We start from the raw sequence: 17311 nt of genomic DNA, 5'->3' as shown, positions 1-17311 counted from the left end.
TGTTTAGCTTCTTGGTTGTCATCGCCTGCCACCTGCCTAGAACAGGAAGCGGAAAGCCAGACGTTCAATACGCAGCATCAGTTCGTTCATATCAAACGGCTTTATTACATAATCATCGGCACCCATCTGCAAAGCGTGAACAATATCTGCCTGATTATTTCGCCCAGTCAACATAATCACGACAATATTCTCCTGCGGATAGTTCCCGCGAATGCGTTCCAACACCTCAATCCCGTCTAGCTCTGGCATGATGCCATCCAGTAGGACAATGTACTTCTCTTCACTGCTGTACCAGTCTGATTCCAAAAACTCGGGGCCGCTGGCATAACTGCTGATATTGACCTTGGCCATATTGGAGGGCTTCCAGCCCGCGAACTCACTGGTCACAATTCGGCGCACCAACGCATCGTCATCTATGATGATCACATTCAGCACAGAGTCAAATTTAGTAGCGAGCAGCTGCTGAGTGTATACTGTTGTCTGATTCCGGCCCCCATGCTTACTGGCATAAAGCGCCTTATCGGCTTCTTCCACCAGCTGTACGGCATGCTGTTCCCCGTCCTTAACTTCCGTTACACCACTGGAGAAGGTCACATTAAAGACCTGCTTTTTGGTACGGAACTCTTTTGTCGAAAAACGTCTCTGAATCCGCTCGACCACCAGCTTGGCGGAAGAGGCATCCGTATTGGGCAGGAAAAGAGCAAATTCCTCCCCGCCGTACCGGCAGAAAACATCCTCCACCCGGATGGAAGCCTGTACAAATTCTGCAAATGAGTGCAGAACCTCATCCCCGGCCAAATGCCCGTATGTATCATTAATGGCTTTGAAATGATCAAGATCTATAAGCACGAGCGAGAATACCCGATTTGTGCGTCTGTAATCCGATAGTAATTGCTTCATCGTCTGGTTGAAATGCTTGCGGTTAAAAGCACCCGTCAGCTCATCGACAATGATCGACTCCTGCCACTCTCTTTTCAGCTCAAACCGATTTTGGATCAGAGCCAGGAAGATATCAATATCAACCGGTTTTTTAACAAAATCCATGACACCAAGGGAATAGGCATGCATCTGTACCTCCTTGGAGTGCTCCGCGCTGATCATAATTATCGGAATCCGTTCTTTTTTGGCCTTGCCAATAATCTGATTCAGCACTTCAATCCCGCTCTGATCCGGCAGCATAATATCGAGCAGAATCATGTCCGGTTTGCTCTCGTAAAAGAACTTCAGGCCCCGCTCTGCAGACAATGCAATGCTGACATAGTAAGGATTTCGCTCCAGCGACTCTTTAAGGTAGGCTACAAGCTGCACATCATCATCAATAATCAGGATCTCATACTGTGGCCGGGCATCCTCTGTCTTTCCCTCTTCAGAGGGACCCGCGGTCTTCATCGTGGAAGTAGAGCTGTCGTTAAGCAAAGTTAGCAGCGGATACAAATGACGGCCCCATTCGAGTGACGACCACTCTCTTACGCTATCATCCCCAAACAATGGCAGCGTTTGCTCAGCCAGCTCCTCAATCTCCTTGAGTCCTACTGTTCCGGCTGTTCCTTTCAGGTTATGCAGGAACCGATGGATATCTTTTTCCTCCACTGAAGGCTGTTTCGACCATTCCTCCAGAGTCTGTCTGGTTCTCTGCTCAACCAAATCTTTATATTTACGTGTTGTCATAGCAACTCCTTTAAATACGGACATATCGCATCATATTGTTACCAAATTTTGAGTCTGTCAAAACTCCAGTTCATCATATTTTTAATGCATTGTCAATTAATATCCTTTGTGAAGAATGCGTCGGTATTAAAAAGTTGATCAACCTGACAAAAAACCTTTGGTTGAAGCTTGTAACATCATTTGCCATAATGGTTGAAATGATTATTTCCGCCCCAGTGGCGGAAGGACACACACATATAAGGGGAGGCTGTTTCGATTGAAGGGGATTATTACGGTATTGGGGAAAGACAAAGTTGGGATTATTGCCAAAGTATGTACCTATCTTGCTGAACACAATTTGAATATTCTGGACATTTCGCAAACCATTGTTCAGGACTATTTCAACATGATGATGATCGTCGAACTTACCGGAGCTACCAAAAGCTTTGAGGTAATTGTAGAAGAGCTGCAGCTGATCGGCACCGAAATTGGCGTTGAAATCAAGCTTCAGCACGAAGATATCTTCAATATTATGCATCGAATTTAGGAGGAGTAAGCTCATGATCTCACTTGTTGAAGTACAGGAAACGAATAAAATGATCCGCGAGATGAATCTTGATGTTCGTACCATCACCATGGGAATCAGCCTGATGGACTGCGCGCATAGTGATCTGAAGACCTTTAACCAGAACGTATATGACAAAATCACCCGCTCTGCCGAGAAGCTCGTCAAGACCGGTGAGGATTTGGAAAAGCAATTTGGAGTCCCTATCGTCAACAAACGGATCTCGGTAACCCCGATTGCCATTGCCGCAGGCTCGGTTCACACTGATACCTACGTACCGGTAGCTGAGGCTCTCGACCGGGCCGCTAAGGAAGTTGGCGTAAACTTCATCGGCGGTTTCTCTGCGCTGGTGCAGAAGGGCTGTACCAAAGGCGACCGCATCCTGATCGACAGCATCCCTGAAGCGCTGGCCGTCACTGAGCGTGTCTGCTCTTCTGTGAATGTCGGCTCGTCCCGCAGCGGCATCAACATGGATGCTGTGAAGTTGATGGGTGACATCATCCTTCAGACCGCCGAGCGCACCAAAGACAGAGACTCTATCGGCTGTGCGAAGCTGGTTGTCTTCTGCAACGCTGTGGAGGACAACCCCTTCATGGCTGGCGCTTTTCACGGGGTCGGCGAGCGCGAATGCGTTATTAATGTAGGCGTTAGTGGGCCTGGTGTCATTAAGCGAGCGCTGGAAGAGGTCAAAGGCCAGGATTTTGAAACCCTGTGCGAGACCATCAAACGGACGGCCTTCAAGGTCACACGCGTGGGACAGCTTGTTGCCCAGGAAGCTTCCAAGCGGATGGGCGTTCCATTCGGTATTATCGACCTCTCCCTTGCGCCTACACCGCTCATCGGAGATTCCATTGCTGAGATCTTCCAGGTGATGGGACTAGAAGAAGCTGGCGCACCGGGAACAACCGCAGCCCTGGCAATCTTGAATGACAATGTTAAAAAAGGTGGCGTCATGGCCTCCTCCTACGTCGGCGGACTCAGCGGTGCATTCATCCCGGTCAGTGAGGACCATGGCATGATTCAGGCTGTTCAGCGCGGTGCACTGACGCTGGAGAAGCTGGAAGCCATGACCTGCGTCTGCTCAGTAGGTCTGGATATGATTGCTATTCCCGGCAGCACTTCTAAAGAGACACTTTCGGGAATCATTGCCGACGAAGCAGCCATCGGCATGGTCAACAACAAGACCACAGCCGTGCGCGTCATCCCTGTCATCGGCAAGGATGTTGGGGAAATGGTCGAATTCGGCGGCCTGCTAGGCTATGCGCCCGTGATGGCCGTCAATTCGTTTAACTGTGCGGGCTTTGTGAACCGCGGCGGACGCATTCCGGCGCCGATTCACAGCTTTAAGAACTAGAGTTATGCTGTGCTAGAGGCAGCATTGGCTGCTCTAGCAAAGGCAGTACTGTAAGAGACAGTATTAGCTGGGGCAGGTGCTATCAAGGTAGCACTAGCAGAGCACGGCTGTCAGATGGCACAGGTGCTGTCAGTGGCAGCGCTATCCGAGGGTAGCGCTAGCTGGGGCAGCATAGGCTGCAACAGTAAGGCAGGATTTCTAACACACTAAGGACCTGCCTTATGAGTCTACTATCGCAACAGTGATTTTACGCGACAGTGATTTTACGCGACAGTGATTTTACGCGACAGTGATCTTCACTAACATGACAGCCTTACTTCATTAAATTAGAAAACGTAAAACTTAGCCAATTAGTCAATATCTAAGCCAGCCAAGCAGCGATTTCTCCCGTTATTGAGAAGCGCTGTTTGGCATTTTTGTTCCATTGTAGCCTGCTCATCAATATAGGCACGAGAGAAACTAGCCGATCTCAAACGTAATCCTCTCTATTCAAACAAAAGTTTATCCTCTATCTCAAGCATCCATCTCATGACTTTTGGGACATCCTCTCTCTTCGATCAATTGCCACGGCTGGAAGAACGAGGATTTTAGAAATAGATGCAAATCTGCACCTTAATTTGTATGAATGATTTCAATAAAGAAGATTAAGAGCAAAATTGCACCTTAATTCTTCTACTTTGCATGAAAAGAGGCTATATCAGAAGAATTAGAGTACATTAATGCACTTATTTACAAAATATATCGATTATTCCTTAAATTAAGGTGCCGAATTGCCATTATTTCGCGCGACGGGGCCATCAGCAACGGAGTCACAAACGACGATGCTACGAGCGACAGTTCCACAAGCGAAGGTCCTACGAACGACAGCACCACAAGCGAAGGCCCCACGAGCGACAGTGCCAGAAGCGAAGGTCCCACGAGCAAAAGTGTCACAAACGACAATGCTACGAACGACAGTGCCACAAGCGAAGGCCCCACGAACGACAGCACCAGCGACAGCACCACTACCAGCCACCTCATTGGCTCAAATCATGCAAAAGAGGATGCCCTCAGAGCTATAGCTTCTGGGACATCCTCTGTTTAAATAACAGGTCTTAATCGATTACCGTGATACCGAAAGCGGCATCTCGCTGATCAGGAATAGTAAAGGACACCGTCGTGCCTGCACCGGGCTGGCTCTCAATGATCAACCCTTTGCCATAGAGCCGCTTCAGCCGGCGGTTCGTATTCAGCAAACCAATACCACCTTTGCCATGCTGGGAGGGCTCGAGCAATGTTTCAACCTGATCAGGCCCCATGCCTTTTCCATCATCCTTGACTTCAATTCGTATTTCCCTGCCATGATGGGTAATGGAAATCTTGAGCATACCACCACGCGCCTGGCTAAGCAGCCCGTGTCTGACCGCATTCTCCACCAGAGGCTGAATCGTGAGCGGGGGCAGCTGTGGCCCGTTTACCTTGTCTCTGCAAATTTCCTCCTCAATCTTCCATTCCACGGACAATCTGTCCTCAAACCGTTCTTGTTCAATATAGAGGTATGCTCGGACAAGTTCCAGCTCATGCGCGAGCGGCACAAGCTCGTCGGCATTCAATAAATCGAAGTTAATCCTCAGATACGAAGTGAAGGCTTCCCCGAGCCGGGCCATTTTATCAGAATCGATGGTACTAAGGGCCAAAATAGAGTTCAGGGCATTGAACAGAAAGTGAGGTCGGATCTGCGCCTGGAGATAGGCTGCCTCCATTCGTAGCCGCTCATCAAGGGACTGCTTCAGCATCGTCAGCGCGCGTACGCGGTATTGCAGCTCCAACGCATCCACCGGCTTAATCACATAATCACTGGCTCCGGCCAGGAATCCGGTGTAGATGTCCTCCGGCTGAGCGCGGGCTGTCAGCAGCAGCACGGGAAGCTCCGATACGCTGTAACGCTCACGGATGATCCGGGTCAGTTCATAACCTGACATATGAGGCATCATGACATCGGCGATCACCAGATCCCAGCGCCCTCTGTCCAGCAGTTCCAGTGCTTCCTTACCGGACAATGCCGGCACCAGATAGTAATGGGCATCAGAGAGCATGCCGCCAAGCACCCGCAAATTGACGGGGTCATCATCTACCACCAAGATGTTCAGGCTGCCACTAGTAGAGAACGAGGTTGTTTCCTGTAATACCGGAACAATCGGCAGCGCGGCAATACTCTGAGTGTACGTAAGGCCGGATGGCTCCAGATCTTCCGCAGCAAGCGGAGCAACCACACCGTAGGTATGTAGCGTATCGATTGGCTCCGAATCACTAGCAACAGCCACTTTACCGCTGGAATCACTGTTTAAACCTGAGTACAATGGCATCGTGAACGAGAACACAGAGCCCTGCCCAGGTGCAGAATCCAGAACAAGTGTACCGCCGTGCAGTTCTACAAATTGCTTGCAGATGCTAAGCCCGAGTCCAAAGCCTCCTCCATCATTGATGCCAAGTGCACCCTGCTCATATGGCTTGAAGACTCTTTCAGCCGTTGCCTCATCCATACCTGCGCCAGTATCGGCCACACGGATGATAGCCTTGCCATTCACAATTTCCGCACTGACGGTTACCGCTCCAACATCCGTGTATTTGATCGCATTGTGCAGAAGGTTGATCAAAATTTGTACCAACCTCTTCTCATCGCCATACACCGCCGGAAAATCATCAGGGATATTCATCTCCATACGTAGCGGTTTACCATCCAGCAAGTAACCCAGCATAGCTACTACGCCCGGAACGACAGCCTGAAGCTGAAGGCGTTCCCTCCGCAGCACGATTTTCTTGTCCTGAAGCCTAGTGATATCCAGAAGATCGCCAAGGAGGCTAGACATTCTTCTGCTGATCGTAATCAATAGTTCCATATCTTTGACGCTTTTTGGGTTCATCCCCTGCTGTTCGTTGGTAATCACCGTTTGGGCGATGTTCATAATGCCATGCAGCGGCGTCCTTAGCTCATGCGAAGTGTTAGCCAGAAAATCATCCTTGACCTTATCTGCTTGACGAAGCCGTTCCGTCAATTCTGTATTCTCCTCCGCGTTGCGGAAATACCGCTTGAACCAGTAAGCACAGAAGCTGACGATAGCTGCAATCATATCGACCGGATAAAAAATACTGTCCACAACTCCTGCGTTTTGCAGCACACCCCAGATCACGCTGGAAGAAACGCCTGCTGCAGCCAGCAGCAGAAAAAGCACGTCACGCTGGGATTGAATGACCATCTTGGCAATTAGATAGACCACTCCGACCATCGGCAGTAAATAGATTAAGCCAAAAACTTTGAAATGGTAGGAGTACAAGACCCAGTTCGCGGGTGATACCAAAATAAACAAAACAAAAAGGACAAAACAAGCAACGTAAGTACGGAACAGGTACGTTCTGCCGTTATCGGCATTTTTGTGGAAGGTGCGGGTCAGTAAGAGCATGAAAAAGGAGATGGAAGCATAGGACAGCAGTCGGGTCTTTAGCCCCCAGGTATAGTTGATGGGCAGCCATAGCTGGAGCAGATTATCATGATCGGACGCGATCGAGAGTGCTGTCACTGTAAGCAGCATACAAAAGTAGATAAAACTTTTCTCCTTCGGATTAAAGAAGAATAGAATAACCGCGTACACACTATGTAGTAGCAGCACAATAAAAATGACCAGCTGAAATCCGATTGAATAAAGACGCTCCTTGTCGATAGCAGCCTGTGAACCAAATTTCACAGATTTAAGAATTCCACCCAAAGACGGGTTGTCGTAGTTGGCAGCCTGGACCAGCACATCAAGCTCCTGTTGTCCATTCGTTGTGTAGGTTATCGTATAGGAGCTTACACGAGACTGGGATTGATCCTTCCGTTCCGAAAACACGCCGAATGCAGACTGCTGCTCACCGTTGATGAAGATCGCTGAACTGGTTTCGATTTTACGGACCCAAAACGAGTACGGCTGGTTTAGCGGCTGATCTACCAAAATACGTAGGCGATATGTACCTCTCCCATAGGAGTTGGTCTTAGTGTCAGTGAACCCGCTCCTCCAATCCCCAGGGACCTTGACATGACTAGATGATTTCGGCAGATTTCCTTTCCCGTCTGACAGCAGCTTGTCAGGGTAGAATTCCCATTCTCCATCTAGTGTAATGGACCTGGAATCCTCGAAATTCCATCCCCTCATGTCCAGTATACCGTTCACTGCATGGGGAGTAGTCGGGGGTGCCTGGACCGCATACCAAATCAGCCGCAGCCCAAACAGTAGAGCAAGAGTGAGAAGAAGAATGAGTCCATGCTTTTTCAACGTATCAAGATTGGCTTTGGATATCATATAGTTGATCAGTTGACAGGAGAACTGTCTTTCCTTTTCTTTTAGTCTTTTCGTATCCTTTTTGGATAGAAAATCATCTCTCGATCAGCAGCAGGTGATAATGATGACTTTAGTCCCTGTGCTGAACAGTATTATACTTAATCTAGGGATTAAAGCATAGAAAAAAACATTTCTCCCAGAAATTCCAGATGAATCTATGATCAAGTTGTCATCCCCGGCCGGATACGAATAACATGAAAACTTCCTTTTAAAATAACGGATCTCTGCAATATTCTATAAGTAAACGGGAATCCTCCCGTTATTATGGGGACTTGGCCTAAAATCACTATAAACAAAAAAAATTAACTGGAGGGATTCCAGTTAATTTTAAGAAACGGCCTATACACAATGTAATAGCAGGCTACCCCAAGAATTCACATTGTTACTTTCTCACATCTATTATGACATCCTAAAGATTCACATGGCTCAATTTGTCGGGATCAAGCATCAAATACAGCCCCTGAATCCGGTCACCTGACCGGTTCAATTCCAGGCAGAACACACCAACAATCTCTCCATGCTGTCTGTAGATGATCTGGGGCTCGCCATTGACCGTGATGAACGAAGCCTCCCACTCCCGCAGTCGGTTAAGCACCCGCCGCGAGGATAACAGGGCTGCGACCCCTTTGCGGCCAATCATTGGCCGGAGCACAGTATGCACCTGGCCGCCACCGTCGGAGATGAGCACCGGATGATCACCCAGTAGTTCCAGCATTCCGTTGATATCATAAGACTCGAAGGCAGTCGTAAATTTTTTCAGAAGCACCTCTCTGGAAGGCTTGATGACCGTCTCCATACGTTCACTCTTAGGAACCTGCTGAAGATTCCGTTTGGCACGACTGAAGATTTTGCGACAATTGGCTTCCGATTTGCCCACCATCTCAGCGATGGCCTCATATTCGTACTGAAACACTTCACGCAGGACAAATACTGCACGCTCAGTCGGTGTAAGTCTTTCTAGTAGGACCAAGAAAGCATAGGACAAGGTATCCCTGCGTTCAGCCGTCGCTTCCGGCCCGTCGTAAATCTCTGACATCGGTTCCGGCAGCCACTCTCCCTCATAGGCCTCACGTTTATTGCGCGGAGAATTCAGAAGATTCAGACAACGGTTGGTGATCCCTTTGGCAATATAAGCCTTTATGTTCCGGATTTCGCTCCGATCCCTCCGCTGCAGCTCTGCAAAACAATCCTGCACAACATCTTCGGCATCGGCGACCACCCCCAGCATCCGATAGGCGATGGAAAAAGCATACCCTTTATACGTGAGATACAACTCCTCCATACCCCGCTCATCCGCTGTCGGCACGCTTACCTCCTGCACCTTGTCCATGCTCTTCACCATACTTCCTCCTCTAATACTTCCTACCCTGAGATTAATGAAAACAGCCCGGATACATACCTGTCGAGATCGCAATCCGGTTCCAGCAGTTGATCGTATTAATGGCCATAATCAGGTCCACATATTCCGCTTCATTAAAATGTCCTCTTACTTTATCATACAGCTGCTCTGGCACACCGCCCTCGGAAATGGTTGTTACCGCTTCGGAGAGTTCCAATACAACCCGCTCCTGCTCTGTAAAAAGATGCGGAACTTCATGCCACACACTCAGCAGCAGAATGCGGTCACCGTGATCACCAAGCTTCAGCAGATCTTTAGCGTGCATATCCAGACAAAAGGCGCAGCCATTGATTTGCGACACCCGTAATTTGATCAGTTCATACAGAACCTTGTCTTTAATCGCGTTCCCTGCGTATGTTTCCAAACCCATCATTGCTGTCGCAGCCTTAGGGTTAGCCTTACTGTAATTTAACCTTAAACTCATCCCATTCATCCTCCTTAAAATGTCTTACATTACTGTAGACAAAGGAGTCATTCTTTTTGTGACAACCTCTCTATAGAAAATTCAAATTGTTCACACGTCCAAATCATGCATGGTCATGTCCAAATATAACATGTTCTCCTTTTTTTGATTCCTGCTATAATAATGATTATTATTATCAATTAGATGAGAGAAGGGGTTATTCATAATGCATCGTCACCGTAATTTTCTGCTTTTAGCTGCTTTAATGTTAGTTTTATCAGTTCTATCCGCTTGCGGAAATTCAAACTCGGCTGCTCCAGCCAATGAACCAGCGGCAACCACTGCACCAAATGAGTCTTCTGCTGAAGCTACGGATTCAGCTGCTACTATAAACTACACCGACAGTTTGGGCCGTGAAGTCGTTATCCCAGCACATCCGCAAAGAATTATTACGACTCAATATCTTCCGGAAATGATCGCCGCAGGAACCAAACCTATTGGCGCAGTCACCCATTTGCTGACCAACTTTGTATCCATCAAGGATCAGATCGGTGGTATTGAGGATGTTGGCCCTGCCAATGCCATCAATATGGAGAAGGTCCTATCCCTTCAACCAGATCTGATCATTGCCACAGAGATGGATAAGGATAAAATTGACGAACTAAACAAAATTGCTCCAACAGTGGCAGTACAGTGGGTGGGCAATGACGCATTCAAACACTTCACAGACGTTGCGGCTGTTATCGGCAAGAGTGCGGAAGCTGACCAATGGATTGCAGATTTCAACAAAGAGAGTGAGCAAGCGCGTCAAGAGCTGGCCTCTTTCGTACAAGAAGGAGAAACCTTCGGCGCTGTTGTTATTGGCGGTTATGAAAAAGGACAGTTGAGAGTGTACGGACCGGGGAACGTCGGTTATACTTTATACGATACTCTACATTTTAAAATGACAGACTTCGTTAAGCACGAATGGGAGACTAAAGACCACGAACTGGGGCTCAAGATTTCCCTGGAAAAACTCCCTGAGTATGCTTCTGCCGACCGGATATTCCTTGTTAGATTTAAGAATGATCCTGAATTCCTGCAAGAAGTGGAAAACAGCAGACTCTGGAATAACCTTCCAGCGGTCAAGAATAACAAGGTCTACGTAGTGGATGAAGCCCTATGGTTCTCTTATGACGTTATGTCCCTTAAGGGTCAATTGGAAAACGCAGTTGAGTTGTTAAAAAAATAAATGGTTGCATGTTCATACCATATGGGGTTCTTCAGCATCAGCTGAAGAGCTCCTTTCTTTCATACAGGGAGGTGAATACAATGTCGGTTCAACCAAGTAGACGCTCGGCGCGTCTCTCTATTATGTATACCTGGTCGCAGATTTATTTATATACACTGGAGGAAGGTGCTGAGGAGCTGAAGATCTGTAGTCTAGCTGAAAAAATACTGGTCGTCCCGGTTGAAGGGTCTGCTGAGGTATACAGTGACGACAAACGCCACGTTCTCTACGGGAACCACTGCGGTATTCTAAACCCGAAGGAAAATGTCTCTATCCAAAATGCCGGTACAGGTCCTCTACGCCTGTATCTTGTCGAATTTGATGAATTGCTCTTGCCGGGCTCTTCTGAAGCAATGTCCGCCGAGCGGTTGCCAATTCCTACAGGTGTGATCGAAGTAGCCTCTTTCAGCCATTTTTCGGGGCTACTACACAATCTATACGAACGGCGGGATCTGTCCGGGCCACTTGAGGAGTACGAAAGTCACTTTATTTTCCAAGAGATGATGTTAATGATCTTGAAGACCGCCGAATGCAACAAGGAACAGGACGTCACAAGTTCGGTTCAGAAAACCATCACCTTTATGGACAATGCTTACGCCTACGATCTCACGCATGGACAGCTTGCCGAAATGGCCGGGGTCTCCACAAGGCATTATTCGCGGATTTTTAAAGGAATAACCGGCAAAAGCCCTATCGACTACCTTATTGAACTTCGAATGAACAAGGCGAAAAGTCTGCTGCAAAGCCGGGAGGTATCGGTTGGCGAGGTGGCCGGGAGCGTGGGATTTCATGATCCCTTTCACTTTAGCCGCAGCTTCAAGCAGCACACGGGAGTCTCTCCCCGTCTGTACATTAATTTGCGCAAGCATAGCAGCCGGATCGCCTCTCTTCAGTATCTGGGGGAACTACTCGCTTTGGGCATCAAGCCTGTCGGCGCACCTTCCCAGCTTCTAAAAGGCCGTTATTTGCAGGACCGTGTGGAGGGTATAACTGACATCGGCAGATCCGTTGTGACCCCTTACCTGGACAGGCTCGCCACCTTGAAACCGGATGTGATTCTTACCTTTGACGGCCATCATTACGATACCTATGCCAAAATCGCTCCTACACTGGATATGTCCTGGTCCCAGCCGGTTTTTGACCGGTTCCGTTTTATTGCCGATTTGATCGGCAAACAACAAGAGGCTGAGCAATGGCTCAGCCAATACGAAGAGCAGACCTTTGAGGCCAGGAATGCTTTGAAATGGCATTTGGAGGCCGGGCAGACCCTCTCTTTTATTTGGACAAGAGGACTCCCGGATACCGTGCAAGTCTATAACGATATGAAGGTTCTTTATCAGGACCTGGGCTTTCAGGCTCCCCCTCCGGTAGCTGCCGTGCAGAAGACAAAGGGCCATCCATTCAAATCTAATATTCCGGTCCAGGAACTGGCTCATTATGTGGGCGATCATCTGTTTGTTGTCGTCTCACCAGACCCTGTCTCACAACAGCATTTTCGTGAGCTCCGGCAAAGCGAGATCTGGAATAGCCTACCTGCTGTTCAGAACCGCCGAGTATATCTCGGCTCGGAGGACTGGCTGCGCGAAGATCCGGTATCCATGTCCGGACAGATTCGAGAGGCTGTTCCTTTGCTCGTCAAATTAAATTGAGAATTCACCCTTTTTCCGTCTGCATTTTTACGCGCCGAGCGCTAACTAACCGCCAGCCGGTGAGCACCGCGGCCACGAAGCAGATTGATGCGGAGGTCATAAAGACTACATGCATGCCCTCCAGGAAAATATCCGGACGGCCCGGGATCAACCCGGTCACACGATACCCTGCATCGTTACTCATGACATGGAACAGGATCGTTGTCGCCAGCGTAATGCCTACGACCATGCCGACATTGCGGACCAGTGAATTGACACTGCCCGCAGAGCCGAGCTGGGTGCGCGGTACTTTGGACATGATCAGTGAATTGTTCGGCGACTGGAACAGGCCGCTGCCGATCCCAAGCATAGCAATCCACAGGCCGACAAGGGACACAGAACTGCCGGCATGCAGCTTCGCCAGTCCGATCTGGGCAACGACCATGACGATAAGACCGGCAAAGGTTAGCAGCTCTGAGCCAATCTTATCCGACAATGCGCCGCTGATCGGCGCCACAATGACCATGGAGATCGGCAGCAGCATCAACAGGAAGCCTGCATCAAACGGCGACAGGTTCAGCATGTTCTGCGCATAGAATGGAGCGATGATATTGAAGCAGAAATTCGCCACGAAGACGAGGAACCCGCATAGGATGCTGACCGAGAACAATGGATTTTTGAACAGGGACAGATTCAGCAGCGGTTGTGTCTTGCGGATTTCAACCCAGATAAAAGCTGCAAAGGCGCAGATCGCGACAACCAGTGATACAACAATTCGTGTATCGCCATAGCCGATCTGCTGTCCGAGCAGCAGTCCGGCGAACAGCAGGACAATAAAGAAAGCAAACAATGTACTGCCGGGAATATCGATGCGGTCCTTAACCCTTATCAAATCCTTCGGTAGCACCTTCCAACCCAAAATGATGGCAATCAGGCCAATGGGAACATTCACCCAAAAAATATATTCCCAGCCCAGTGAAGAGACGATGATCCCGCCCAGACTGGGTCCCGCTATACTGCCAAGCGAGACGAACGTTCCGATAAAGCCGAGCGCCTTACCGCGCTCAGTAGCTGGAAAGATATCGGTCACTATGCCTTGGCTGTTGGCCATCGTCATCGAAGCGCCAATGGCCTGAATGACTCGTGACGCAATAAGTAAAGGCAGCGTCGTGCTAAGTCCGCACAACAGCGAACCAATGATGAACACCACCGTGCCAATCTTGAAGATTCTGATTTTCCCCGCAATATCCCCGAGCTTTCCGAAGAACAAAATCGCGGCACAGATCGCCATCAGGTAACCTGTCGTCACCCATTCAATCTGCGCAATTGGCAGGCCAAGGCTCTTGGACAACACCGGAAGCGCAATATTGACAATGCTCCCGTCCAGTGTCGCCATGAACGTAAAGAGATTCAGTACAATCAGAATCATCCAGCGCCTTTTCTGAATGTCACTGTTCTCCTGATAGGTTGCAGGAATTGAACTCATAATTACACCTCATTAAACTTAGAATGATGGAACCGAAAAGAGGTTGTCGAATCAAGAGGAATTTTAGTTGCGTATGCAACCAATTAGATCATTCCCAGTGTACAGCAGATTAGTTGCGTGCGCAACAATATTGCTGTACACTTTTATTCATATTGAGCGCTGACCTCGCATTCAAGCAATCTAACCAAAGAGGTGTGCATGTTGAACAAGGAACCTATTGGGAAGCTGATCTCCCTGATTCATCGTCAGAACCAAAAAACGTTGTCGAGACAGCTAATTCCCTATGGAATCGGCAGCGGTGGGCAGCACAGCTTTCTCAAGCTGATCATAGGCCGGCCGGGTGTCACTCAGGAGCAGTTAACGAATGAATTAAAGTTCGATAAGGCGACCACGGCCCGAGCCGTGAAGCTATTGGAGCAATCCGGCTACATTGAGCGAAAAGTCGATCCTGATGACCGCCGTTCCTACCTGCTCTATCCCACTCCCAAAGCCATGGACTTTGCGCCAATCCTGCAGGAGATTCTGAATGGACTTAATCGCAAACTCTCCCGTCATCTGACGGATGAAGAGGAAATGCAGCTTATTTCCCTGCTACAGCGGATTATCCAGGAAGATGAATAACCTGCTGACAGAATGATTGGGTAGCAGAGACCTCCCCATATTTTTACTCCATATCACTAAAAATAACCGCAAGCTCTTCCGCGATGACGGATGGCTTGCGGTTATTATTTTAAGTCCATTTCAATCTATAATCAGTTCAATGTTCCATCTTACTTTTGTACCCCTACTTTACGTATGAACGTCTCTGCGAATAGGGCTGCATCCTTCGGCCATCTGGCGGTCAGCAATTGACCATCTTCCACGATGAAGGGCGTATTAAATGAAGGGCCCTTCACATAGTCCTCCCGCTTCTGCAGATGCCGGGTCACCTCATTCTGAACATATTCTGGATATGTACGGTAGTAACGGCCGCGAGCCCAGGCAGTTAACCAATAGGCGGTCTGCTCCAGGGATTTGGTCAGACTCGTCATCTTTTTTCCGTATACCACCGCTCGACCGGTCTGAGGATCAATAGTCCGGGCTAGAACGATCGGGCCGTGACAGATGGCGCCAACCGGTCTGTCCAGCTTCCAAAATTGTAGCACCTTCTCCTGTAAAGTAACGCTCTCCAAATATACTGTCATTCCCTTGGCATGCCCTCCAGGCAAAATAAGACCGTCATAGGCTTCGGGAGCAATATCTCCATATGCAAGCGGGTGCAAAAAGCCAGGGACCAACTCCAGCTCCTGGCGGTACCGCTGCACAACCACTTGGTCCGCCCCAAGCTGCCCGAACACAACTCCTGTCAACAAATAGGGATCGGTATAGGCGCGCTTCCCGTCAGGTGTGGCAAAGTCCACCTGGAAGCCTGCTTCTCGGCAGAGATACCACGGTACCACCACTTCTGTGGTATCAAAGTCTTGGGACGGCAGTGGAATCAGCACTCTTTTCGGCTGTGGCATATTATTCTCTTCCCTTCATGGGTCACTGAAAGCGGCCGTCGTTTATCTACGCGATCATTTTATCACAAATTTTAAAAAAACATTTTGCCCAATGACTCCGGAGCCGTTAAAATGAAACTTGCATGAAAATACAGACCATTTCAGAAAGAATGTATAAACTGGCTCTGTATTCTGACGGCAAAGACTGGGCCGATGTCTGCAAAGGCTGCAAAGACCCGGAAATATTATAGATTAGGAGCGAAGACACCACATGAATTCTTCAGCAAGCAACGCGTCACCCCCGGCGAAAAAGGAACGTTTTCCTTTATCGCTGCTGTGTCTAACCCTTGGCGCCTTCGCGATTGGAATGACAGAGTTTATTATTATGGGTCTGCTGCCCAATGTGGCTCATGACCTTGGCGTAACGATTCCGCAAGCCGGACAGCTCATTACCAGCTACGCCCTCGGCGTTGCCATCGGCGCACCAATCTTGACCGTATTCACCCATAAGCTGCCTCAGAAAAAGCTGCTCGTCATCCTGATGCTCATCTTCATCGCAGGCAATGCTGTATCTGTCATCGCCCCAACCTACTCCCTGCTGATTGGAGCACGCGTGATCACCGCTTTTGCGCATGGTACCTTTTTAGGGGTAGGCACGATTATTGCTGCCAGACTTGTAAGGCCAGATAAACGGGCCGGTGCGGTCTCGATCGTCTTGGCAGGCTTGACGGTTGCCAACATCATCGGCGTACCGTTCGGAACCTTTATCGGCCAACAATTGGGCTGGAGAGCCTCGTTCGGCGCCATCACCCTGCTGGGTATTGTATCCTTATTCGGCATTATTCGCTTCATTCCTGTAATTACACAGGATAAAATCAACAGCCTGGGCGAGCAATTCCGCGGACTGATCAATCCGCAGGTTCTGCTGATCTTATTTACCGGAGCACTCGGCTGTGGCAGTCTCTTCTCCCTGTTCACCTATATTACGCCGATGCTGGAGAATATCACTGGCTTCGCTGAGCATAGCGTGACTTGGATTTTGGTACTGTTCGGACTCGGCGTGACCATCGGCAACATTGTCGGCGGCAAACTGGCAGACTGGAAGCTGATGCCTTCCCTAATTGTTAACTTCGCGGTGCTGGCCGTTATTATTTCTATCCTTAATCTCACGCTCGACAGCCCGGTGCTATCGGTCATCAATATCTTCTTCTGGGGCATTGCCGCGTTCGGTATTATGCCGGGCATTCAGCTGCGCATCATGAATCTGGCGCATAAGGCTCCCTTGCTGGCTACGACATCCAGCCACTCTGCACTGAACTTGGGCAATGCTGGTGGCGCCTACTTCGGCGGACTCGCGATCACTCACTTTGGGCTGGAGTCGATTCCTTGGCTGTCTGCATCCCTTGCGATTCTGGGCTTCCTCGGTGCATGGCTCAGCTACGCCATTTCGCGGCGTAATGCAGGTGGAGTGGGTCAAATCAATACCACGCCATAAACAGTTCATTGTTTCATCAAACAAAGCATCATCTCAACAAAACTAAGCAATGCTTCAACAACTAAGCAATGCTTCAACAAACAAAACACTGCTTCACCAATCAAAACATTGCTTCGCCAATCAAAGCATTGCTTCGCCAATCAAAGCACTGCTTTGCCAAAACAAAATCCCCTTCAGCGCCACTCTAAAATGGAGTTGAAGGGGATTTTTCTTTACATATATATAATT

The 17311-nt window shown here is 48.9% G+C and carries 13 protein-coding genes; 6 read left to right on the top strand and 7 right to left on the bottom strand.

Translation table 11 applies throughout. From position 1 onward, the window contains the following. Positions 1–36 precede the first annotated feature (36 nt). Positions 37–1668 (bottom strand): GGDEF domain-containing response regulator, encoded by a 1632-nt coding sequence (locus AC3Y23_RS04685; RefSeq protein WP_379196178.1) that lies wholly within the window; start codon positions 1666–1668, stop codon positions 37–39. A 256-nt stretch (positions 1669–1924) separates the two neighbouring features. Between AC3Y23_RS04685 and AC3Y23_RS04680 the strand changes: the two genes are divergently transcribed. Then, on the top strand, positions 1925–2194 hold the full coding sequence (locus tag AC3Y23_RS04680; protein ID WP_175373564.1) for an ACT domain-containing protein: 270 nt from the start codon (positions 1925–1927) through the stop codon (positions 2192–2194). Positions 2195–2210: 16 nt separating this feature from the next. Next, a complete protein-coding gene (locus tag AC3Y23_RS04675; RefSeq protein ID WP_312876365.1) occupies positions 2211–3566 on the top strand; it encodes a PFL family protein in 1356 nt (451 codons plus the stop codon). Between the two features lie 729 nt (positions 3567–4295). Here the strand turns inward: AC3Y23_RS04675 and AC3Y23_RS04670 are convergent. The 4 genes from AC3Y23_RS04670 to AC3Y23_RS04655 form a co-directional block, all read right to left on the bottom strand. Next, complete coding sequence (locus AC3Y23_RS04670; protein ID WP_379196175.1) at positions 4296–4586, bottom strand: hypothetical protein; 291 nt, start codon at positions 4584–4586, stop codon at positions 4296–4298. A 74-nt stretch (positions 4587–4660) separates the two neighbouring features. Then, positions 4661–7882, bottom strand: a complete 3222-nt coding sequence (locus AC3Y23_RS04665; RefSeq protein WP_379196173.1) for an ATP-binding protein — start codon at positions 7880–7882, stop codon at positions 4661–4663. Positions 7883–8330: 448 nt separating this feature from the next. Further along, a complete protein-coding gene (locus AC3Y23_RS04660) occupies positions 8331–9251 on the bottom strand; it encodes a sigma-70 family RNA polymerase sigma factor (protein ID WP_379197092.1) in 921 nt (306 codons plus the stop codon). Between the two features lie 43 nt (positions 9252–9294). Next, positions 9295–9744: a carboxymuconolactone decarboxylase family protein gene (locus AC3Y23_RS04655; RefSeq protein WP_379196171.1), complete on the bottom strand. Its 450-nt coding sequence runs from the start codon at positions 9742–9744 to the stop codon at positions 9295–9297. Between the two features lie 205 nt (positions 9745–9949). Here AC3Y23_RS04655 and AC3Y23_RS04650 point away from each other — a divergent pair, with 205 nt between their 5' ends. Beyond that, positions 9950–10954, top strand: coding sequence for an ABC transporter substrate-binding protein (locus tag AC3Y23_RS04650; RefSeq protein ID WP_379196169.1), 1005 nt, complete (start codon positions 9950–9952; stop codon positions 10952–10954). Between the two features lie 80 nt (positions 10955–11034). Next, a complete protein-coding gene (locus AC3Y23_RS04645) occupies positions 11035–12642 on the top strand; it encodes a helix-turn-helix domain-containing protein (protein WP_379196167.1) in 1608 nt (535 codons plus the stop codon). 4 nt (positions 12643–12646) lie between these two features. Here AC3Y23_RS04645 and AC3Y23_RS04640 read toward each other — a convergent pair whose 3' ends face one another. Further along, positions 12647–14107, bottom strand: a complete 1461-nt coding sequence (locus AC3Y23_RS04640) for an MFS transporter (protein ID WP_379196165.1) — start codon at positions 14105–14107, stop codon at positions 12647–12649. Between the two features lie 201 nt (positions 14108–14308). On the opposite strand from AC3Y23_RS04640, the gene AC3Y23_RS04635 reads away from it, so the two are divergent. Beyond that, positions 14309–14728, top strand: a complete 420-nt coding sequence (locus tag AC3Y23_RS04635) for a MarR family winged helix-turn-helix transcriptional regulator (protein WP_379196163.1) — start codon at positions 14309–14311, stop codon at positions 14726–14728. A 149-nt stretch (positions 14729–14877) separates the two neighbouring features. On the opposite strand, the gene AC3Y23_RS04630 is transcribed toward AC3Y23_RS04635, so the two are convergent. Then, positions 14878–15609 (bottom strand): type 1 glutamine amidotransferase domain-containing protein, encoded by a 732-nt coding sequence (locus AC3Y23_RS04630; protein WP_379196161.1) that lies wholly within the window; start codon positions 15607–15609, stop codon positions 14878–14880. A gap of 250 nt (positions 15610–15859) precedes the next feature. Here AC3Y23_RS04630 and AC3Y23_RS04625 point away from each other — a divergent pair, with 250 nt between their 5' ends. Beyond that, positions 15860–17083 carry an MFS transporter gene (locus tag AC3Y23_RS04625; protein WP_379196159.1) on the top strand — a complete coding sequence of 408 codons (1224 nt, stop codon included), beginning with the start codon at positions 15860–15862 and terminating at the stop codon, positions 17081–17083. Positions 17084–17311 lie beyond the last annotated feature (228 nt).

This window comes from Paenibacillus sp. MAHUQ-45 (assembly GCF_058133325.1).
The sequence above is the reverse complement of the archived record's forward strand: the minus strand, read 5'-3'. Positions and strand labels throughout refer to the sequence as shown.

What these genes read in the sequence shown, in the direction of transcription:
- AC3Y23_RS04685 (WP_379196178.1), bottom strand. Translation starts at nt 1,668, where the DNA reads ATGACAACACGTAAATATAAAGATTTGGTTGAGCAGAGAACCAGACAG.
- AC3Y23_RS04670 (WP_379196175.1), bottom strand. Translation starts at nt 4,586, where the DNA reads ATGAGGTGGCTGGTAGTGGTGCTGTCGCTGGTGCTGTCGTTCGTGGGG.
- AC3Y23_RS04665 (WP_379196173.1), bottom strand. Translation starts at nt 7,882, where the DNA reads ATGATATCCAAAGCCAATCTTGATACGTTGAAAAAGCATGGACTCATT.
- AC3Y23_RS04660 (WP_379197092.1), bottom strand. Translation starts at nt 9,251, where the DNA reads ATGGACAAGGTGCAGGAGGTAAGCGTGCCGACAGCGGATGAGCGGGGT.
- AC3Y23_RS04655 (WP_379196171.1), bottom strand. Translation starts at nt 9,744, where the DNA reads ATGAGTTTAAGGTTAAATTACAGTAAGGCTAACCCTAAGGCTGCGACA.
- AC3Y23_RS04650 (WP_379196169.1), top strand. Translation starts at nt 9,950, where the DNA reads ATGCATCGTCACCGTAATTTTCTGCTTTTAGCTGCTTTAATGTTAGTT.
- AC3Y23_RS04645 (WP_379196167.1), top strand. Translation starts at nt 11,035, where the DNA reads ATGTCGGTTCAACCAAGTAGACGCTCGGCGCGTCTCTCTATTATGTAT.
- AC3Y23_RS04640 (WP_379196165.1), bottom strand. Translation starts at nt 14,107, where the DNA reads ATGAGTTCAATTCCTGCAACCTATCAGGAGAACAGTGACATTCAGAAA.
- AC3Y23_RS04630 (WP_379196161.1), bottom strand. Translation starts at nt 15,609, where the DNA reads ATGCCACAGCCGAAAAGAGTGCTGATTCCACTGCCGTCCCAAGACTTT.
- AC3Y23_RS04625 (WP_379196159.1), top strand. Translation starts at nt 15,860, where the DNA reads ATGAATTCTTCAGCAAGCAACGCGTCACCCCCGGCGAAAAAGGAACGT.